Origin of the sequence: Nitratireductor mangrovi, from assembly GCF_007922615.2 — a bacterium.
Taxonomy (GTDB): domain Bacteria; phylum Pseudomonadota; class Alphaproteobacteria; order Rhizobiales; family Rhizobiaceae; genus Mangrovimarina; species Mangrovimarina mangrovi.
In genome coordinates this window covers 4,698,654-4,720,645 of record NZ_CP042301.2, presented here as the reverse complement: position 1 = coordinate 4,720,645, position 21,992 = coordinate 4,698,654, and the positions used below count along the sequence as shown (strand labels likewise).

The window sequence follows — 21,992 nt, the reverse complement described above, 5'->3', positions numbered from 1 at the left end:
ATGGGCCAGCACGTCATCAAGATGCCGGATGTCGGCGAGGGCATTGCCGAGGCAGAACTCGTCGAGTGGCACGTCAAGGTCGGCGACCCGGTCAACGAGGATACGGTGCTGGCCGCGGTCATGACCGACAAGGCGACCGTCGAAATCCCATCGCCCGTCGAAGGCACGGTCTCGTGGCTTGGCGGCGAGGTCGGCGAGCAAATCGCCGTCGGCGCGCCGCTGCTGCGCATCGAGGTTGCCGGGGAAGGCAATGCGGGTGACGCGGCCCCACAGGCAAAGCCGGCGAAGTCCGAAGAGCCCGAGGAAAAGGGCGCGGAATCGGCGCCGCGCGAACCTGAAAAGGCGACGCCGAAGCCGGAAACGGATGAAAAGCCGGTTTCGCGGGACCAGAAGGAAAAGACCTCGCCGCCGCCCAAGGACCAGCGTAGCCTGCCGGCGCAATCGCGCAAGGAAGGCGAAAAACCGCTCGCTTCGCCGGCGGTCAGGCTGCGCGCCCGCGAAGCCGGAGTCGACCTGCGGTATGTGCGTGGAACCGGGCCGGCCGGGCGCATCACCCACGAAGATCTCGACCTGCATCTCGAAGCCGGTCACCGCCCACGCGAGGGCGTCGGCCGCGCACCTGACAACCGCGTGACCGAGTTCAAGGTCGTCGGCTTGCGGCGCAAGATCGCCGAGAAGATGCAACTGGCGAAATCGCGCATCCCTCACATCACCTATGTCGACGAGGTCGAAATGGGCGCGCTGGAAGATTTGCGCGCCACGCTCAACAAGAAGAAGCGCGACGACCAGGCGCGGCTGACCCTGATGCCATTCCTCGTGCTCGCTATGGTGCGCGCCATCCGCGAGCAGCCCAACCTCAATTCGCTGTACGATGACGACGCCGGCGTTGTGCACCAGCATGGTGGCGTTCACGTCGGCATCGCCACGCAAACGCGCAATGGCCTTGTGGTCCCGGTGCTGAGGCATGCCGAAACGCTCGACCTGTGGTCGTGCGCGGCCGAAATCCAGCGTCTCGCGGAAGCGGCGCGGGACGGCACGGCGACACGTGAGGAACTGTCCGGCTCGACCATAACCATCACATCGCTCGGCGCACTCGGCGGGATCGCGACCACGCCGGTGATCAACCATCCGGAGGTGGCCATCATCGGCGTCAACAAGATGCAGGTGCGGCCGGTCTGGGACGGCGCCCAGTTCGTGCCGACCAGGATGATGAACCTGTCGTCGAGCTTCGATCACCGCATCATCGACGGCTGGGATGCGGCGGTCTTCGTGCAGCGAATCAAGGCGCTCCTGGAAACACCGGCGTCGATCTTCATCGAGGAATGACGGGATGAGAGACATCAAGTGCCAACTGCTCGTGATCGGCGCTGGACCGGGTGGCTATGTCTGCGCCATCCGCGCCGGACAGCTCGGCATCGACACCGTCATCGTAGAGGCCAAGAAGCCGGGCGGCACCTGCCTCAATGTCGGCTGCATCCCGTCGAAGGCGCTGATCCACGCCGCGGACGAACATGCCAGGCTGGCTGACTACGCCGCCGGCCGCTCGGCGCTCGGCATCCGCGCTGAAAAGCCGGCGATCGAGCTTGCGAGGACCGTTGAGTGGAAGGACGGGATTGTGCGCCGGCTCACCAATGGCGTCAGCGGCCTTCTAAAGAAGGCAGGCGTCAAGCATGTCGACGGCTGGGCCAGCTTTCGTGACGGCAAGACAGTACGCGTCGAGACGCAGACCGGCATGCAGACGATCGAAGCCGACAACATCGTCATCGCCACGGGATCGACTTCGGTCGAACTTCCCGGCATCGGCTTTGGCGGCAACGTGATCTCGTCGACCGAAGCGCTCGGACTCACGACCGTGCCGAAACGGCTCGCAGTCGTCGGTGCCGGCTATATCGGTCTTGAGATGGGCACCGCATTCGCCAAGCTCGGGGCCGAGGTCACCGTGCTGGAAGCGATGGACTGCATCCTGCCGCTCTACGACGAGGAGTTGACCAAGCCGGTCCGCAAGCGGCTGGAAAAGCTCGGCGTCACGGTGCTCACCGGCGTGAAGGCCGAACGCTATTCGGAAAGCGCGAAGACGCTTTCCTATTCGAACGGCGACGGGAAATCCGACACCGTCAGTGCCGACAAGGTTCTCGTCACCGTCGGCCGCAAACCCGCGACCGAAAGCTGGGGGCTCGAGGAACTCGATCTCTCAATGGACGGACGCCATATCGCGATCGACGAGCATTGCCGCACCTCGATGCGCGGCGTCTACGCCATCGGCGACGTCACCGGCGAACCGATGCTGGCCCATCGCGCTATGGCGCAAGGGGAGATGGTGGCCGAGATCGTCGCCGGCAAGAGGCGCGCCTGGGATCGTCAATGCATCCCGTCAGTGTGCTTCACTGACCCCGAAATCGTGTCAGCAGGCCTCTCGCCGGAGGAAGCTGCCGAGGCGGGGATCGACGCGCGCAGCGCGATCTTCCCGTTTCAGGCCAACGGGCGGACGATGACGCTCGGGCGCGAGGACGGCTTCGTACGGATCGTGGCACGAGCCGACAACCATCTCGTCATCGGCATTCAAGCCGTAGGCGCGCAGATTTCCGAACTGTCGTCCTATTTCGCGCACGCGATCGAGATGGGCGCCCGGCTGGAGGACATCGCGCAGACCATTCACGCCCATCCGACCCTTTCCGAGGCGGTGCAGGAAAGCGCGTTGAGGACGCTGGGCCATGCCCTCCACATCTGAGATCCAGGCCTTGCCTGCCTCCGTTCACACGACGCAAATTCGATGCTTCTTGCGCGAAGAATCTGCACATGATGGTCAAAACGCGCATGAGATGTTCGATATTGAAGGCCAAGCCGCACTCACCGGCGGAGCGATGACGGTCTGATATCACAACATGGCTTGCAGGTTGTGCACGTTTTCTGAATAGTGCGCGCCAAGAGCATTCATTCGAAAACGACAATACGATCGATGCTCGACAATGGGAGACGATACACAATGAGCACCGTAACTTTCACACGCCACCTTCGTGCGCGCGGCCGCTCGGCCGTGCTCGGAGCTGCGGCAACCGCCTTGCTGATGGGTTCGACAGCACAGGCCGAGACGCTGCGCTTCGCCTTTCAGGGCACGCTCAACGCGCTCGACCCCTATTCGCTCAACGAGACGTTCACGCTGGGCATGCTCGGCAATGTCTATGAAGGCCTGACCAAACGGGACAAGGATCTGAAGATCATTCCTGGCCTCGCCGAGAGCTGGGAAACCGTCGATCCGCTGACCTGGCGCTTCAAGCTGCGCGAGGGCGTGAAGTTTGCCAATGGCAACGACTTCAACGCTGACGACGTCATCTTCTCGGCCGAACGCATTCGCGCCGAGACGTCGGACCTGAAGACGCGCATTCCGGCCGATTCGACCTGGACCAAGATCGACGACTACACCGTGGAGGTGAAGCTCACCTCGCCGAACCCGATCCTGCACTACGAGTGGGATACCTGGTACATCCTCGACAAGGAGTGGGCGGAAGCCGAAGGCGCTGTGACCCCGGTCTCGGCCCGTGACACCAACCCCGGACCGGCCGCGTTCAAGGCCAATGGCACCGGCCCGTTCGCCATCGACAGCCACGAGCCTGGCGTGAAGACCATCTTCAAGCCGAACGAAAGCTGGTGGGGCACGCCGGAACACAATCTGACCGAGGTCGTGTTCACGCCGATCGCGGCCGATGGAACGCGCGTTGCAGCGCTTCTGGCCGGCGACGTCGATCTGGTTGACCCGGTACCCGTGCAGGACATCCCGCGCGTCAACGCGGACCCGAATACCGAGGCGCTGACCGGACCGGAACTGCGCGTGATCCATCTCGGATTCAACCAGTTCCGCGACGAACTTCCGACGTCCGACGTCAAGGGCAAGAACCCGTTCCGCGACGTGAACGTGCGCAAGGCCTTTTACCAGGCGATCGACATCGAGGCCATCAAGGCCCGCGTCATGCGTGACCTTGCCACGCCGGTGCCGCTGCTCATCGCCAACGAGTTGTTCGCCCATTCCGGCGACTTCCAGCGGCTGCCCTTTGATCCGGACGCCGCCAAGCAACTCCTGGCCGATGCCGGTTATCCGGACGGCTTCACGGTCGCGATGGACTGCCCGAACGACCGCTACGTCAACGACGAAGCGATCTGCCAGGCGGTGGTTTCGATGCTAGCGCGCATCGGCGTGACGGTGAACCTGAACGCCCAGCCGAAGGCGCAGTATTTCGCCAAGGTGCTGGCGCCGGGCGGCTACGACACCGACTTCTACCTGCTCGGCTGGACGCCTGGCTCGTTCGACTCGTGGAACGTGATCACTAATCTCGCCGGGTGCCGCGACGAAACCGGCAAGGGCGGACCGTTCAACCTCGGCGGCTATTGCAGCGAGGAAGTGGACGCGCTTGCGGCCAAGATCGTGGTCGAGAACGATCCCGCGACCCGCGATCAGCTGATCAAGGAAGCCTATACAATCATGACGAACGAGGTCTCGCACATCCCGATGCACCAGCAGTCGCTGGTCTGGGGCAAGCGCAAGAACATCGATATCGTCCAGCGCCCTGACAACCAGGTCCTGTTCTACTGGGCCAACGTCAACTGACGCAGCAGCAAATGCTCGAGCACCCGCGCGCCTGACGTGCGGGTGCTCCGCCCGGCCTTTGGGGGCACTTTTTCATGATCGCATTCGCCATCAGGCGACTTGTGCAGGCGCTCGGCGTCATGCTCGTGGTCGCGCTGATCTCCTTCCTCATGTTCCGTTTCGTCGGCGATCCGGTGAACCAGTTGGTCGGCGTCGATACCTCTCCGCAAGAGCGCGAGGCGCTGCGCCAGGCGCTCGGGCTAAACGATCCGGTACTGGTCCAGTTCAGCCGCTTCATCCAGAAGGCTGTGCTGCTCGATTTCGGCATCTCGTATCAGTTCAAGCAGCCGGTCGCAGCGCTGATCGCGTCGCGCCTGCCGGCCACGCTGGAGCTTTCCTTCGTGTCGGCGCTGTTCGCACTTGTCGTCGGTGTTCCAATGGGCGTCTATACCGGCCTCTACCGTAACACCTTTCTGGCCCGAAGCTTCCTCTCCATCAGCCTGATCGGCGTCTCGCTGCCAACCTTCCTGATCGGCATTCTGCTGATCTTTGTCGTCTCGGTGAACCTCGGCTGGCTGCCGTCCTTCGGCCGGGGCGAGACGGTGCGCATCGGCGGATTCTGGTCAACCGGGCTCCTGACCAAGTCGGGGCTGCAGTCGCTGATCCTGCCCTCCATCACGCTTGGCCTCTTCCAGATGACACTGATCATGCGTCTGGTACGCGGCGAGATGCTGGAGGTCCTGAGGACGGACTACATCAAGTTCGCACGAGCGCGCGGGTTGTCGCGGCGCGCCATCAATTTCGGCCACGCGCTCAAGAACACCCTGGTGCCGGTGATCACCATCACGGGCTTGCAGCTCGGCTCGATCATTGCCTTCGCCATCATCACCGAGACAGTATTCCAGTGGCCTGGCATGGGACTCTTGTTCCTGCAAGCGGTGCAGAACGTCGATATTCCAATCATGGCAGCCTACCTGCTTCTGATCGCGTTCCTGTTCGTGGCGATCAACTTCATCGTCGACCTGGCCTATGTCGCGGTCGACCCGCGCATCCGGCTCGGCGGCGCCGCGAGCTGACCTCATGGCAAACGTTCCTGCTGAAGAGGCCGTCATGAAATCGGTCCCCGAAGAGCCCAAGGCGCCGCCCGGCCGGCTCGCCCGCATTTTCGATTCCGACCTGTGGTACTCGTTCAAGCGTTCGCCCGTCACGGTCGTCTCCGCGGTCGTCACGCTGGCGCTGATCCTTTCCGCCCTGTTCGCGCCGCTGATTGCGCCGCACAACCCGTTCAACCCGGCAACCATCTCGATCCTGGATTCCTTCTTTCCTCCAGCATGGATGGACGGCGGCGACCGGCGCTTCCTGCTCGGCACCGATGATCAGGGGCGCGACATCCTTTCGACCATTCTGTACGGCATGCGCGTTTCGCTGGCGGTCGGCTTCGCCAGCGTCATCTTCGCCATGGTAGTCGGGGTCACGCTCGGGCTGCTAGCCGGCTATCTCGGCGGAGCCGTCGATTCGATCATCATGCGCATCGCCGACGTGCAACTGACCTTCCCGGCCATCCTGATCGCGCTTCTGATCAACGGCGTTGCGCGGGCGATGGCAGGTCCGCAGTCCTACGACAACGTCGTTCTTGTCGTCCTCGTGCTCTCTATCGGACTTTCCTTCTGGGTGCAGTACGCGCGCACCGTGCGCGGCTCGGTGTTGGTCGAGGCCAACAAGGAATACGTTCTTGCCGCCCGGCTGATCGGGCTCAGGCCGTGGACCATCATGTTCAAGCATGTGCTGCCCAACGTGCTCGGCCCGGTGCTGGTGATTGCGACCATCAACCTGGCGCTAGCCATCATCACCGAGGCGACGCTCTCCTTCCTCGGCGTCGGTGTGCCGCCCACCGAGCCGTCGCTCGGAACCCTGATCCGAATCGGCAACGACTTCCTGTTCTCCGGCGAGTGGTGGATCACCATGTTCCCCGGCTTCACCCTCGCCGTCCTGGCCCTCGCCGTGAACCTGCTGGGTGACTGGCTGCGTGACGCGCTCAACCCGAAGCTCAGATGAAACCAACGCTTTCCGTTCGCAATCTCAGGGTCGAAATCCCGACACGCCGCGGCGTGCTGACGGCCATTGACGACCTGTCATTCGACATCGCGCCCGGCGAGGTGTTGGGCATGGTCGGCGAGTCCGGTGCCGGCAAGTCGATCACCGGCTCGGCCATTATCGGCCTGCTGGAGCCGCCCGGCAGGGTCGCTGCCGGTGAAATCCGCCTCGGTGGCGAGCGGATCGACAATCTGCCGCCTGACCAGATGCGGCGTATTCGCGGCCAGCGCATCGGCATGATCTTCCAGGATCCGCTGACCAGCCTCAACCCGCTCTACCGGATCGGCGACCAGCTCACCGAAACGATCCTCACCCATGAGCGCATTTCGCAGCGCGCAGCCCGCGCCAAGGCACAGGGTCTGCTCGAGGAGGTCGGTATCCCGGCCGCCGGCGCGCGCCTTTCGTCCTACCCACACCAGTTCTCCGGCGGGATGCGGCAGCGGGTGGTCATCGCTCTGGCGCTCTGCGCCGACCCCGAACTGGTGATCGCCGACGAACCTACCACCGCGCTCGACGTGTCCGTGCAGGCGCAAATCATAGCGCTCCTCAAGCGGCTCTGCGCCGAGCGTGGCGCTTCCGTGATGCTGATTACCCATGACATGGGCGTCATCGCGGAGACGGCCGACCGAGTCTGCGTGCTTTACGCGGGGAGGCTGGCCGAGATCGGTCCCGTGCGCGAGGTGGTGAAGAAACCCCAGCACCCGTACACGCACGGACTGATGTCGGCGATCCCGTCACTGGCCGGCGATCCGGACGAAAAGCTCGCGCAAATCCCGGGCTCGATGCCCCGGCTTGGTGCGATCCCTCCTGGTTGCGCCTTCAATCCGCGCTGTCCCTATTCGTTCGAGCGCTGCCACGGCGAGCGGCCGGGCATCTATTCGGGCGGCGCGAGCGATGCGGCCTGCTTCCTGCATGATGGCGATGCCGTGCTCGGTGCGCCGGCCGAAAAGGTCGGCGCGGCCCGCGCCGCCGGCATAGTGGTGCCCGACCAGGCTCGGGAGGCCGCCGGATGAGCGTCCACGCTCCAACAACAGCTGTCCAGACACCTACAAAGAGCCCGTCAGGCGAAACCCTCGTCGAAGTTTCCGGTCTTCGGCGCGTCTTCGACCTGTCAAAGCCGTGGCTGAACAGGATGATCGAAGGTGGCGGCCGCGTCTCGCTGACCGCGGTCGACGGCGTCGACTTCGCCATCAGGCGCGGCGAGACCTATGCGCTGGTCGGTGAATCGGGGTCGGGCAAGTCCACCATCGCCAAAATGGCGGTTGGACTGCTGCCCCCGTCAGCGGGTTCGGTGACGATCGGCGGCACCGATGTCTGGGGCGAACAGAGCGCCGACGCCCAACGCCGGATGCGACGCAAGATTCAGATGATCTTTCAGGATCCGTTCGCCAGCCTTAATCCGCGTTGGCGTGTCCAGGCGATCATCGAAGAGCCGATCAAAGCGTTCAACCTGCTGCCCGACGCCAAGGATCGCACGGCGCGCGTTGGCGAACTCTTGACCCTGGTCGGCCTCGACGCGCGCGACGGCCAGAAATTCCCGCACGAATTCTCAGGCGGCCAACGCCAGCGTATTGCGATCGCGCGCGCACTCGCCTCCGACCCCACCTTCATTGTCTGCGACGAACCAACCTCGGCGCTCGACGTGTCGGTGCAAGCACAGGTGCTAAACCTCCTGCGCGACCTGCAGGAGCGTTTCGGGCTGACTTACCTCTTCATCAGCCACAACCTCGCCGTCGTGCGTCACGTGGCAACGAGGGTGGGGGTGCTTTATCTCGGACGTCTGGTCGAAGAGGCGCCGGCCCGCGAGCTTTTTGCCGAGCCCAAGCACCCCTACACGAAGATGCTGCTCGACGCGGTGCCGGACATCGAGATGGAGGGCAAGGACCGGCAGGCCATTGCCGGCGAAATCCCGAACCCCGTCAACCCTCCGCCGGGCTGCCATTTCCACCCGCGCTGCCCTTTCATCATGCCGCATTGCTCTACCGACATTCCGCCGCCGCATGCCGTGGGCAACGCGGTCGCCCGTTGCCATCTGTTTGCGGAAGGCGCGGGAACAAACGACTGACCGATCGCAGCCGGGACAAATCGCTGCCAGAATTGATCTGACTCGACTTGTTGTCTGAAGCGCCTGCGCTCGGATAGCAGCCAAAGGTCCGCAAATGCCCCCGCCTTTGCCCAACCTGCCAGGAAGCGCGAGAGGGTACGGAAGCCAGACGAAGATCTTTCCCCTGCCCTTCTACACCGCGCCATCCTTCGGCACCTTGGCCGCCGCCGCCTTGCGCACCTCCGGGGCAACTCGTGTCCCAAACAGTTCGATCGCCTTCATCAGCTTCGCATGCGGCATGACGCCGATCGCCATCTGGATCAGAAAGCGGGTGAAGCCGAAGACCTCATGATTGGCGAGGATCTTGTCGGTCACCTCGGCGGGGCTGCCGACGAAGAGCGCGCCACGCGGCCCGCGCGAGGCATCAAACTCGGCCCGGCCGCCCGGTGACCAGCCGCGCTCGCGCCCGATGCGGTTCATGACCTCGGTCACCGGTGGATAGAAGGTGTCGGCAGCCTCCTCGCTCGTTTCGGCGACGAAGCCATGCACGTTGATGCTGGTCGGCAGTTGGTTCGCGTCATGACCGGACTGCGTTGCCGCCCGTCGGTAGAGCTCGAAGAGTGGCGCGAAACGGTGCGGCTCGCCGCCGATGATGGCGAGAGCCAATGGCAGCCCCAGCATGCCGGCCCGTGCGACCGAATTGGGCGTGCCGCCGACCGCGATCCAGACCGGCAGCGGATCCTGGAGCGGGCGCGGATAAACGCCGCGCCCGTCGATTGGTGGCGTATGCTTGCTACCGGGCCAGTTGATCTTCTCGTCCTCCCGCAGTTGCAGGAGCAAGGCGAGCTTCTCCGCGAACAATGTGTCGTAATCGTTGAGGTCGTATCCGAACAGGGGGAACGACTCGATGAAGGAACCGCGCCCCGCCATGATCTCGGCCCGGCCGCCAGAAATCAGGTCGAGGGATGCGAACTGCTGGAAAACACGGATCGGGTCGTCAGAGGAAAGGACCGATACCGCGCTGGTGAGGCGGATGTTCGTGGTTCGAGCCGCGGCCGCGGCCAATATGATCGCCGGAGCCGAGGCCACGTACTCCGGCCGATGATGTTCACCAAGTCCGAAGACGTCGAGGCCAAGCTGGTCGGCAAGCTCGATCTCCTCAATCAGGTTCCGAATGCGCTCGGCAGGATCGGTACGCCTGCCGGAGACCGGATCGAGGCCGGCGTCGCCAAAGGTGTAAAGCCCCAACTCCATTCGCCTGCCTCCTGCGCGACCCCGTAGATACGTGCGCGGCGACCGCTGCTCCAGATCGTTGCGGTGAACAGTCCATCTCCGTCTTCGACGCGGCCACCGGCTCTTTCCACACCCGAAAATTGCATCGGCCAGCGTCCTGCAGTCAAACGCGCCAAATCCGTGCCAACTTGGCACAGAATGGAAGAGAAGATCGTCAAATAGCTGATTCTATTGGCGAAGGGTTGCCAATATGGTTAACATTCGGTTGACTGAATACTGGTTTGTGGTGTCGGCGCGTTGCGTGGGTGGGATTGATTACTACGCCGGTCCTGAAAATCGGCGACGCTCCTGAGAGAGATCGTCGCACGGGTCTGCGGTGCGCCAGCGTTCTGTCGCGCCTGGTGGCGTGTGTCGCCGTTTCGGGTGCGTTGTGCGCGCCGCTACAGGCACAAGCCATCGTCGATATTCCCGTCCCGCCGGCTGCGGACGAAGGTTTCGTGACCGTCCGGTTCGAAGCCGGAATGAGCTTGCGCAGCCTGGCAGCGCAACATCTCGACGACCCGGACCTCTGGCCGATCATCCTGCGGCTCAACGGCATCGACGACATCGCCACTATCGCTCTCGGCCAGGAGCTCCGCCTCCCCGGTTCCCAGGTTGAACTGGCGGCTTCCGCGCTGGAGGCTTCGCTGGGCGAAATCCAGAAGGCTAACGAGGCCGGTGCGCAACTCTTCGCGCCGATCCTGATCCGGAATGCGATCGAGTTCCGCGATCAGGCGGTTCTGGAGAACCGCGACGGCATCTACCACGAAAGCATCGCGCTCTCGTCGAAGTCGATCAATCGCGCCGAGGCGGCGCGGACCACCAGCGAGCAGCGACGCGACGTGGAGGCCGAGGCGCGGCTGAGCGACCGCCAAGGCTGGGTGGAGGGACAGAAAACCAGCGAGAACAGCTGGAGCGAACGCGAACTCAATGCGATCCTCAACGAGCAGGAAAAACTGCGCACGCTGTCGAGTTCGACCGCGCAGGTGGTGTTCCGCGATGCAAGCCGGCTACGGCTCAATGCCAATTCGCAGGCCGTGATCCAGCGGATGCGCGTCGATCCGCTCAAGCGCCGCGAGGAAGCGCAGATCAGCCTCGTCGAGGGCGATTTCTATGCCCTGCTCGCCACCGAGAGCAACCGCAACCGGCTCGAAGTCAACCTGCCCAATGTCGAGGCCAAGATCGATTCCGGCAGTTTCTGGGTCAGCCAGGACGAAAGCGGCGCGAAGTTCTCCAACTATGATGTGAAGCCGGTCGCGATCATCGCCGGTGACGAGACGCTTGTGCTCGGCCGCAACGAGGGCGCGGTCGTCGGCACCGGCCAACGTCCTGACCGGAAGATCGCCGTCATCGACCGCGTAACGCTCGATCAGCCCCAGGATGGCGACGTCCTGTTCACCGGTAATGTCCGTCTATCCTGGCTCGCCATCGACGCGTCGGCCTATTGGCTCGAGCTTGCCCACGATCCCCGCTTCGACCGCATGGCTGACAGCCGTACCGGCATTTCCGGCACCAGCCTCGATGATCTCGACCTGCCGCCGGGCACCTACTTCTGGCGCGTGGCGGCGCTCGACGCGGTTGGTCTGCGTGGCCCCATGAGCATCGCGCGCAAGTTCGAGGTGCGCACCGACGACCTGCCGCCCTTCCTGCGCATCAGGACACCGCAAGGCGGCGCCGTTCTGCGCGAGGCTCAGGTGACGATTTCCGGCGAAACGGAGGCTGGAGCGGCGGTGTTCGTCGGCAATGCTGCCGCAGATGTCGACCGAGACGGGCGCTATTTCTTCACCGTCACTGCCGAGGAGGGCGTCAACGAGATCAGCGTGACCGCGCGCGATGTGGCCGGCAACGAGACGGTCCGCACCGTCGCCTTCGCCTACATGGCCGATGCGCGGCGCGAGATCGCCTATGACGAAAGCCTGCCGCGCGACGAGAGCGGCCGGTTCCTGACCGCGACGGACCAGCTCACACTGTCGGGAACAGCCGCCAGCCAGGCTCGCATCACCGTGCGCGACATCGCCGGCACCTTGCGTTCGGAAACCTATTCAGACGCTGAAGGCCGCTTCGCGCTCAACGTCCCGCTGCTCTCGCCAGACGAGGAACTTGCGCTGAGCGTCACCACGGCATCCGGCTACGCATATGAGGAGGCCATCAACGCCGGCATCCGCCATCGCCCGCCGGTGATCGCCCTCGACCGGCCTGTGCCCGCGGTGACAGCCGAGCCTGTGCTCAACCTGGCGATCGCGGCAGAGGCCGGGACACGCTACAGCGTCAATGGCAAACCCGGAACGCCCGATGTGTCCGGAATCGGCTTTACGATCGAACTTGCCGAAGGCCCCAACCAGATCGAGATCGTGGCGACCAATCCGGTTGGCTTGGTCAGCATCGAAAAACGACGGGTGATCCGTGACTCGCTCAGCCCGGAAATGACCGCCAACGAGATCGCGGTGGAACAGCGCGGGACGGGACAGGTGGTCACGATGCGTATCGAGGCTCGCGACGGCACCGGCCTCGCAAAGACCGCCAGGGTCAGGCTCAGCGGGCCTTCCGGCGCGCGCGAGGGGGTGTTGCGCTATAACAGGGCTCGCAAATCCTATCTCGGCTCCGTTGAACTCCCCTCCGGTGGGAGCGAGGGCGACGTCAAGCTTGAGGTCGAGTTGGCAGACGTCGCCGGCAACACGAACAGCCTGGAGTTCTCGCTGTGACCGGCAGTTTCCGAAAACGCGACATGTACAGGGCCGCGCTGCTGCTCGCCGGCGCCGTCACGACGACCGCCGGTGCGCAAGAGATGGGTAACGCCCATCCTTATCTTGTGACGTTTGGCAGTGATGCGGTTCGTCAGGAGGGCGACCACGACTTTTCGCAGCTGTTGCGGTTTTCGGTGCCGGCGGATGCGGGTCGGGTCTATGTGCGGGTGTTCGACGCCGACACCGGCGGCGCGCATGACGAGATGCAGGGCAGCGCCGGCACGAACGTGCGCTTCAGCCTTTATGGCGACGGCGCGCAGACGCGGCTTTGGCGCGACGATGACGGCGTGGTGCAGGAGACGGTCATCGGCGAGGCGCTGGGCGCAATGGAGTTCGGCGCCGACAAGGAGGCCGACGACCGCTGGCTGACGCTGTTTGCCGCCGATGCCGAAAGCGGCTCGGAGGAAGCCGGCGGCCGCCGCGGCTTCATCGTCGCGGTCGAGGGCCTTGCCGGCAATGACGGCAACGTCTTCGACATCGCCGTCAGCAGCGAGGACGGCTCCAACCGCGCCCCGGACGGGCTGTCGCTTTACACCTACATGCCGACCTTCCAGGTGCCGCGCGGGCGCGAGATGGCCGAGCTTCGACTGGAACTGCCCGAGGGCGCGTCGAGCCTGGCGGTGGAGAACTTCGATGCCGCCGGCGGCAGGCTCGCCTTTGCCGGCCGCTTCCGCTCGCAGGCGATTGCGGCGTCGGGCAAGAGCGAATGGAAGCGCGAGACGATCGCACTCGAACCGGGCGAGGCCGGCGGCATCGCCTCGCTGACGGCGGCCAATGGCAGCGAGATCCCCAACGACCTGACGCTGTTTGCCGGCATTGCCGACAATGGCGCCGATCCCGCCGGGCAGCCGGTGGCGATCACCCTGCCGATCCGCGCCTTCCCGCCCAACCGGCGACCCGAGACCGCGCTGTCGATCACCCCGCTTGCCTGCCGGCAGACCGGCTTCGATGCATCGGGCTCGACCGACCCGGACGGCGGCGACCTCTCCTTCCGCTGGCGGCTGGGCGCTGACGGCGACTGGCTGGAGGGCGCGACCGTCACCGCCGACTTCGACAGCGACGGCGTCAAGCAGGGCCGGCTGGAGGTGTTCGACGCGTCCGGACTGGTCGGCAATGGCCGTGCGAGCGAATTCTCCTTCTTCGTCAAGCCGAAGCCGGTGGCCGCGCTCGAGGCGCCGGCGCTGGTGGCCGAAGGCGCCGCCTTCACGCTCGACGCCACCGGCTCGACCAGTCCGGCGCTGCCCAACGGCAACCGCATCGCGCACTACCGCTTCGACATGGGCGACGGTACCGTCATCGAACAGGCCGCCGGCGAGGCCGGTTTCGGAATGCCGAGCCACACCTACCGCAAGCACGGCACCTATACCGTCACACTCACCGTCACCGACGCCGCCGGCCACCCTTGCAACACCGACACCAAAACCGCCGAAATCAACGTCAACGCACCTCCAGTCGCAAATGCTGGACGGAACCGGCGCATAACGACCGGAGAAATCCACGCATTCGATGCCCGGCTGTCGCATGATCCCGACGGGACGATCGTCTCCTATCTGTGGGATTTCGGCGATGGCACCAACTCGGCCGCGCCCGTGATCGACCATGCCTACCACTATCCCGGCACCTACACGGTCCGCCTGACAGTCCTCGACGACTCGGCTTTCGAGAGCGGCAAGGGCATCGATACGATCTTCGTCACCGTCGAGGACGCCCCGAACCAGAGACCGGTTGCCAACGTCGGCGGCGATCGGACTGTAGAGGCCGGTGCGCCACTACGGTTCGACGGCACCGGCTCCATCGACGAAGACGGCGAGATTCTGCACTATAGCTGGGATTTCGGCGACGGGACCGGGTCCGACCTGCCGGTGGTCGAGCACACCTACTGGGAGCCGGGTATCTACGCGGTCAGCCTGTCCGTCGACGACGACAGCGCCAGCGCCAACGGACAGTCCGTCGATTCGGCGATCATCACCGTCATTCCCGCCGAGAACCGGCAGCCCGTGGCGACCTTTCCGGCCGAGTTCTCCGTCAACACGTTCCGGCCGCTACGGCTCGACGCCAGCGCGGCCAGTGACCGTGATGGTTCGGTCGTACTTTACGCTTGGGATTTCGGCGACGGCACGACGGGCATGGGCCCGGTAGTCGAGCATCTCTACGCCGCTCCCGGCACCTACCAGGGACGTCTGACGCTCGCCGACAATGGCCTGCCGGAGCCGCAAACGGTTTCCTTCGACTTCGCGGTGATTGTCGCCGACAAACCCAATCAGGGGCCCACCGCCACCATCGAAGCGCCAGCCGAGGTCATCGCCGGCGACGAGGTGGTCTTCGACGCGGCGCGCTCCAGCGATCCCGGCGGCAGCATTCTCGGCTACACTTGGGATCTGGGTGACGGCAACCGATCCTCAGGAATCAAGGCGCGCCACGTCTACCAGTTTCCCGGCACCTACCGGGTATCGTTGACCGTAGCCGACGACGGTCCCGTCGAGCCGCTGTCGGCCCAAGACAGCGTCGAGATCACGGTCAGGCCCCGCCCCAACCAACCGCCGGTCGCGGATGCCGGCCAGTCGATGACGGCGACGCGGGGCGAAATCCTGCGCTTCGACGGCTCGGCTTCTGCCGATCCGGACGGCAACATCCTCGACTATGCCTGGGATTTTGGCGATGGCGGCCGCTCCTCCGAAGCCCGGCCGCAACACGCCTTCCACGACAGTGGCACGTTCACCGTGCGGCTCACCGTGACCGATGACGGCGACACGCCCCTGTCAGCCGACGACAGCGTCACGGTGATCGTCTCGGACGGCGAAGTTGAGGATGGCGCAAAATGACCGCTCCTCTCGCGAGGGCCCTGTTCGCCACCCCGCTCCGTCGCAATGCGGCGCTGTTTGTAGCGGGAATGCTTTCGGCGCTGGCGCCGATCATCATGGTCGTGCACGGCGATGCCATTCGCAGGCACCTGCCGAGCATCGTGGCGCTGGCAAAGAACGGTTTGCTCGATCCCGCCCATCCTTATCTTGTGACGTTTGGCAGTGATGCGGTTCGTCAGGAGGGCGACCACGACTTTTCGCAGCTTTTGCGGTTTTCGGTGCCGGCGGATGCGGGTCGGGTCTATGTGCGGGTGTTCGACGCCGACACCGGCGGCGCGCATGACGAGATGCAGGGCAGCGCCGGCACGAGCGTGCGCTTCAGCCTTTATGGCGACGGCGCGCAGACGCGGCTTTGGCGCGACGATGACGGGGTCGTGCAGGAGACGGTCAGCGGCGAGGCGCTGGGCGCAATGGAGTTCGGCGCCGACAAGGAAGCCGACGACCGCTGGCTGACGCTGTTTGCCGCCGATGCCGAAAGCGGCTCGGAGGAAGCAGGCAACCGGCGCGGCTTCATCGTTGCCGTCGAGGGTCTTGCCGGTAATGACGGCAACGTCTTCGACATCGCCGTCAGCAGCGAGGACGGCTCCAACCGCGCCCCGGACGGGCTGTCGCTTTACACCTACATGCCGACCTTCCAGGTGCCGCGCGGGCGCGAGATGGCCGAGCTTCGACTGGAACTGCCCGAGGGCGCCTCAAGCCTGGCGGTGGAGAACTTCGATGCCGCCGGCGGCAGGCTCGCCTTTGCCGGCCGCTTCCGCTCGCAGGCGATTGCGGCGTCGGGCAAGAGCGAATGGAAGCGTGAGACGATCACACTCGAACCGGGCGAGGCCGGCGGCATCGCCTCGCTGACGGCGGCCAATGGCAGCGAGATCCCCAACGACCTGACGCTGTTTGCCGGCATTGCCGACAATGGCGCCGATCCCGCCGGGCAGCCGGTGGCGATCACCCTGCCGATCCGCGCCTTCCCGCCCAACCGGCGACCCGAGACCGCGCTGTCGATCGCTCCGCTTGCCTGCCGGCAGACCGGCTTCGATGCATCGGGCTCGACCGACCCGGACGGCGGCGATCTCACCTTCCGCTGGCGGCTGGGCGCTGACGGCGACTGGCTGGAGGGCGCGACCGTCACCGCCGACTTCGACAGCGACGGCGTCAAGCAGGGCCGGCTGGAGGTGTTCGACGCGTCCGGACTGGTCGGCAATGGCCGTGCGAGCGAATTCTCCTTCTTCGTCAAGCCGAAGCCGGTGGCCGCGCTCGAGGCGCCGGCGCTGGTGGCCGAAGGCGCCGCCTTCACGCTCGACGCCACCGGCTCGACCAGTCCGGCGCTGCCCGAAGGCAACCGCATCTCGCACTACCGCTTCGACATGGGCGACGGTACCGTGATCGAACAGGCCGCCGGCGAGGCCGGTTTCGGAATGCCGAGCCACACCTACCGCAAGCACGGCACCTATACCGTCACACTCACCGTCACCGACGCCGCCGGCCACCCTTGCAACACCGACACCAAAACCGCCCAAATCAACGTCAACGCACCTCCAGTCGCAAATGCGGGGCCGGACCTGAAGGTCGCGACCGGCGAGAAGATTGTCTTCGACGCCGGCCCTGAAACCGGCGTGGATGGTGACAATCATCGCTTCACCTGGGACTTCGGCAACGGCAAGGGCGCAGACACGCCCAAGGCGGAGCATAGCTATGACGACCCTGGCACCTACACGGTTCGCCTGAAGGCGGACGACGGTCGCGGCATCGAAAACAGCGTCGCCGAGGATATGGCCAGGGTGTTCGTCAACGCTCCACCGCTCGCCGATGGTGTCACAACACCGGGCCGTCTTGTCGCCGGCATGCCGGGCGACTTCGATGCTTCCGCGGCGCTCGATCCGGATGGCCGGATCACGGCTTATGCGTGGTCGTTCGGCGACGGCACGAGCGGTGACAAGGCCCAGTTGCGTCACTCCTTCGCGGAGGCTGGTACCTACGAGGTCACCCTGGCGGTCACCGACGATTCCGGGCTTTCCAACGGCACGACGGAAATCCGCCGAACCGTGACCGTGGTCGAGACCGGCAACGAGCCGCCTGTCGCGGAAGGTGGCGGCGAGCGCGAGGTGCTCGTCGGAGAGGTAGCCGCCTTCGATGCGTCGGGTTCGCGCGACCCGGACGGGTCGCTGCTCTCCTTCCGTTGGGATTTCGGCGACGGTACAACCGCGGCCGGCATTCAGGTCGATCATGTCTACCGCACAGCGGGCACCTACCGGGCAACGCTTACCGTCATGGACGATTCCGGCAGGGAAAACGCTTCGGCCAGCACCAGCTTCGATGTCGTGGTCTCCGATCCGGCCAACGCATCGCCAGTGGTTCATGTCGGTGGCGACCGCGCAGCTTTCGTCAATGAGGTGCTCGACTTCGATGCGGTCGGAACGTTCGATGGCGACGGCAACATCGTCTCCGTCGAGTGGAGCTTCGGCGATGGCGCGCGTGCCTCCGGCTTCCGTGCCCGCCATTCGTACAAGAAGCCTGGCGAGTACCGCGTGAGTGTTCTCGTACGCGACGATTCAGGACGGCGCGGCGCCGTCAGCGAGGCCAGCTTCACGGTCACCGTGACCCATCCTTACAACGAGGCGCCGGTTATCGACCTGCACTCCGAACTGACGATGGAAACCGGCATTGCCGCTGTCTTTGACGCCTCGGGTGCGATCGACCCGGACGGGCAGGTCACTCGATACCGCTGGGATTTCGGCGACGGGACCAGCGCCGAGGTTCCGGTCATCGCACACAGCTATGCAACGCCAGGCACCTACTTCGGCAAGCTGACGCTGGTTGATGATTCCGGCCTTGAGAACGGCGTCAGCGAGAACCGGTTCGTCGTATTCGTCGAAGAACGGCGCAATACCGCACCGGTTGCGGTCGCAGGGCCCGACCGCACGGCGAAGGTCGGCGAGAGGATCGATTTCGACGGCGGGGCCTCGTCGGACACCGACGGCAACCTCATCGCCTACCATTGGGATTTCGGCAACGGAAAAAGCGCAATCGGTCAGCGGCGCTCGATCGTCTATTTCGAGCCCGGCAGCTACGAGGTCACTCTGACAGTGACCGACAGTTCGGGGCAGAACAATGCCTCGGCAATCGATACCCTGATCGTAACAGTCGGCGATCGTCCCAACAGTGTGCCGGTGGCGGCGGTCGAAGACGACCGCCCGGCGGCAATCGGCGAACCGGTCCGGTTCTCAGGCGGCGGTTCCTCGGACCCCAACGGCAACATCCTTTCCTATGAATGGGACTTTGGCGATGGCGAACGAGCGAGCGGACGCGAGGTCGTGCATGCCTATGCGAAGTCAGGAACCTACCGTGCTCAGTTGACGATCCGCGACGATTCCGGCCTCGCCGACGGGCTCTCAAGCGCTATCCGCACCATCACCGTCAACGAACCCCCGATCGCCGATGCTGGACCGGACCAGCATGTCACCGCCTCCGCGGTCACGTTCGACGCTTCGAGATCGGTCGACCCTGACGGGCGAATCGCCAGCTATCTTTGGGACTTCGGCGACGGCAGTTCCGCCGCAGGAGAACGGGTCACCCACGTCTATGGCAATCCGGGCACCTATCGGGTGAAACTGGTCGTCGAAGACGCGTCAGGCACCATCCGCAACACGGCCGAAGACGAGATGAGCGTACGCGTCAACGCGCTCCCGGTCGCCGATGCTGGCTTTGATATCGTCGCCGCACCGGGAGAAACGATCACGTTCGACGGTCGCCGTTCGAGCGATCCCGACGGCAAGATCGCCACCTGGTCGTGGGATTTCCGTGACGGGACCCAAGCCGAAGGCGATATTGTCGAGCACGCCTTCGCCGCGCCGGGCCTTTATACAGTGGAACTGACAGTGCGCGACGACAGCGGCCACGACAATGCCACCGACTTCTCGCAGATCCTCGTCACCGTGAACGCGCCTCCGGTCGCCGATGCCGGCCCGGACATCTCGGTTGCCCCCGGCCAGTCCTTCACGCTTTCAGCCTCACGCTCCATGGACAAAGATGGCGACATCGCCGACTGGCGATGGGACGTGCAGGCCAGTGACGACATTCTCATCGGCGAGCAGGTGGACTACAGCTTCGCCGACCCGGGGATCTACACGATTTCGCTGACCGTGACCGACGACAGCGGCGCGGCCAACAGCACGGCGAGCGACGAGGTCATCGTCGAGGTCAACCATGCCCCGGTGGCCGAGGCAGGACGCGACATCTTCAGCGAGGCGCTGCGGGTAGTTCTCGACGCAAGCGCTTCCGCCGACGCCGACAATGACGGCCTTTCCTACCTCTGGGATCTGGGGGACGGCAACATTGCGGAGGGAGCGCAGGTCGAGCACACCTATCTGACCGGCGGCATCTATCCGGTAGTGCTGACGGTCAATGACGGGCGCGGGCTTGCCAACTCCACCGGGCGTGATGCGCTGACGGTGCGGATCAACCGGCGTCCGACGGCCGCTGCCGGCGACAACCGGCGCGCCTGCGTCGGGGACGTCCTCGTGTTCGACGGCAGTTCCTCCGTCGACCCCGACAACGGGCTCCTGCGCTACAAATGGGACTTTGGCGACGGTGATGCCGCCGAGATCGTGAACCCGACGAAGACGTTCGAAACGCCGGGCACCTATCGGGTGAAGCTTGAAGTGGCGGACGAATCGGGACTTGCCAACGATCGCCATACCGACGAGCTGCTGGCAACCGTCCTGCCGGCGCCGGTCGCCGATGCGGGCGAGGACATGAAGGTATGTGCCAACACCACGGTTCGGTTCGACGGCACGAAGTCGACGGATATCGACGGGGTGGTCAACCGTTTCAGCTGGGACTTCGGCGACGGCCGCACCGGCGGCGGCGACCGGCCAGAGCACGTCTTCGAACAGGCTGGCACTTACCGCGTCACCTTGCAGATCGAGGGCGACAACCTGGGCTTCTGCTCGCCGCTCGCGGATGACGAGATCACAGTGACGGTGCAGAGCGCACCGCGCGCCGTCATTCAGGCACCGAGGGCGGTGGCCGCCGGCGAGGAGGTCGTCTTCGACGGCACAACCTCGTATGTCGAAGACGCGCGCATCGGTGGCTACTTCTGGGATTTCGGCGATGGCGAGACCGGACAAGGCGCGGTCGCTCGCCACGTTTTCGAAAGACCGGGCACCTATCACGTGCAGTTGCGCGCCGACACCGCGGCGGAACAGGGTGGTTGCGCAAGCGCCGCGACCACCCACGTCCTGACCGTCAATTCGGCCCCGATTGCCGATGCCGGCGGCGATCGGACGGTCGAGGTCAACCAGCCATTGGTGCTTTCGGGCGCGGGGTCTCAAGACTCGGACGGCGGCATCGCCGCCTATGAATGGGATTTCGGCGACGGAAACTCGGCGAGCGGCGTGGACGTGCTTCATATTTGGCGTCAGCCGGGCCGCTATCGCGTCGCGCTTACCGTTTCGGACGGCACAGGCCTGTCCAACGAGAGCAGCACGACTGCGATCTGGGTCGACGTCGCCGACGTCCCGAAAACCGCGATCACCTCGCCGGACGTCGCGTGTGCGGGCGAGGCGGTGGACTTCGGCTTGGCAAACCTGCCGCAAAGCGTCGATCCCGCGACGATCGCATGGTCGTTCGGCGACGGTGAAACGGCCGCCGGCGCGGCGACACGGCATGCCTACCGCCGTGCCGGCACCTATAGCGTCGGCGTTTCAGGCACGCTGGAGCGCGCGGGCCAAACCGTCATGACACCCCTTGCCAAGCGGATCGTGGTCAACCGGCCGCCGGTTGCGATCGCGGAAGCGGAGCGCAAGGCCTGTCCCGGACACGAATTAGGCTTCGACGCCACCAAATCCTTCGACGCCGATGGCGCAATCGACAGCTACCGCTGGGATTTCGGCGACGGCGACACTGCGGAAGGCGCCTCGGTCGCACACCGTTTTTCGCAACCGGGTACCTATCGCGTTCGCCTGACGGCTACGGACAATTCGGGATCGGCGTGTGCGGCGGGGGTCCAGGAGTTCGACGTCTTCGTCAATGCCGCGCCGGTGGCCGACGCCGGACCGGATGTCGATATCTTCATCGGCGGCGCGCATGACAATCTCGTGCTCGATGCGGGTCGCTCCACGGATGCGGACGGCGATGCGCTCAGCCACTACTGGAGTCTCTCCAACGGCTTTGAGTTCGACGGCGAAAAGGCCCGCGTCGAGTTTGATCAGCCTGGCACCTACATCGCCACCCTGACCACGAACGACAATCACGGCCTGGCGTGCAGCGAAACGACCGATCAACTCACGATCGAGGCAGGGCCACGGTCGCAATCCTCGTCGATGCTCGCGGACTAGATTGCTCGGGCGATTCATGGCATCGGTTGGGCGATCCAGAATTTGGTTCTGTCGCAATTCCGGGCG

Annotated in this window: 11 protein-coding genes; 10 read left to right on the top strand and 1 reads right to left on the bottom strand. The window is 64.9% G+C overall.

The window, feature by feature from the left end:
* From FQ775_RS23145 to FQ775_RS23115, 7 genes are all read left to right on the top strand, one after another.
* Positions 1–1,326: a dihydrolipoamide acetyltransferase family protein gene (locus tag FQ775_RS23145; protein WP_146297685.1), complete on the top strand. Its 1,326-nt coding sequence runs from the start codon at positions 1–3 to the stop codon at positions 1,324–1,326.
* 4 nt (positions 1,327–1,330) lie between these two features.
* On the top strand, positions 1,331–2,728 hold the full coding sequence (lpdA, locus tag FQ775_RS23140; RefSeq protein ID WP_146297687.1) for a dihydrolipoyl dehydrogenase: 1,398 nt from the start codon (positions 1,331–1,333) through the stop codon (positions 2,726–2,728).
* 336 nt (positions 2,729–3,064) lie between these two features.
* Positions 3,065–4,600, top strand: a complete 1,536-nt coding sequence (locus FQ775_RS23135) for an ABC transporter substrate-binding protein (protein ID WP_246730413.1) — start codon at positions 3,065–3,067, stop codon at positions 4,598–4,600.
* Positions 4,601–4,674: 74 nt separating this feature from the next.
* The gene (locus FQ775_RS23130; RefSeq protein ID WP_146297691.1) at positions 4,675–5,655 is read left to right on the top strand and encodes an ABC transporter permease; all 981 of its coding nucleotides are present in this window, start codon (positions 4,675–4,677) and stop codon (positions 5,653–5,655) included.
* A 34-nt stretch (positions 5,656–5,689) separates the two neighbouring features.
* Positions 5,690–6,634: an ABC transporter permease gene (locus FQ775_RS23125; protein WP_146297693.1), complete on the top strand. Its 945-nt coding sequence runs from the start codon at positions 5,690–5,692 to the stop codon at positions 6,632–6,634.
* Positions 6,631–7,686 carry an ABC transporter ATP-binding protein gene (locus FQ775_RS23120; protein ID WP_146297695.1) on the top strand — a complete coding sequence of 352 codons (1,056 nt, stop codon included), beginning with the start codon at positions 6,631–6,633 and terminating at the stop codon, positions 7,684–7,686. The genes FQ775_RS23125 and FQ775_RS23120 overlap by 4 nt, the downstream gene beginning before the upstream one ends.
* 119 nt (positions 7,687–7,805) lie before the next feature.
* Positions 7,806–8,738: an ABC transporter ATP-binding protein gene (locus tag FQ775_RS23115; RefSeq protein ID WP_246730412.1), complete on the top strand. Its 933-nt coding sequence runs from the start codon at positions 7,806–7,808 to the stop codon at positions 8,736–8,738.
* 171 nt (positions 8,739–8,909) lie between these two features.
* Here FQ775_RS23115 and FQ775_RS23110 read toward each other — a convergent pair whose 3' ends face one another.
* Positions 8,910–9,971 carry an LLM class flavin-dependent oxidoreductase gene (locus FQ775_RS23110; RefSeq protein ID WP_146297698.1) on the bottom strand — a complete coding sequence of 354 codons (1,062 nt, stop codon included), beginning with the start codon at positions 9,969–9,971 and terminating at the stop codon, positions 8,910–8,912.
* Positions 9,972–10,471: 500 nt separating this feature from the next.
* Between FQ775_RS23110 and FQ775_RS23105 the strand changes: the two genes are divergently transcribed.
* Genes FQ775_RS23105 through FQ775_RS23095 form a run of 3 tightly spaced genes read left to right on the top strand, consistent with a single transcriptional unit; the run spans position 10,472 to position 21,926 of the window.
* Positions 10,472–12,691, top strand: coding sequence for a FecR domain-containing protein (locus tag FQ775_RS23105; protein ID WP_146297699.1), 2,220 nt, complete (start codon positions 10,472–10,474; stop codon positions 12,689–12,691).
* 23 nt (positions 12,692–12,714) lie between these two features.
* Positions 12,715–15,555, top strand: a complete 2,841-nt coding sequence (locus tag FQ775_RS23100; RefSeq protein WP_167813137.1) for a PKD domain-containing protein — start codon at positions 12,715–12,717, stop codon at positions 15,553–15,555.
* The gene (locus FQ775_RS23095) at positions 15,552–21,926 is read left to right on the top strand and encodes a PKD domain-containing protein (protein ID WP_167813134.1); all 6,375 of its coding nucleotides are present in this window, start codon (positions 15,552–15,554) and stop codon (positions 21,924–21,926) included. The genes FQ775_RS23100 and FQ775_RS23095 overlap by 4 nt, the downstream gene beginning before the upstream one ends.
* Positions 21,927–21,992: the final 66 nt, after the last annotated feature.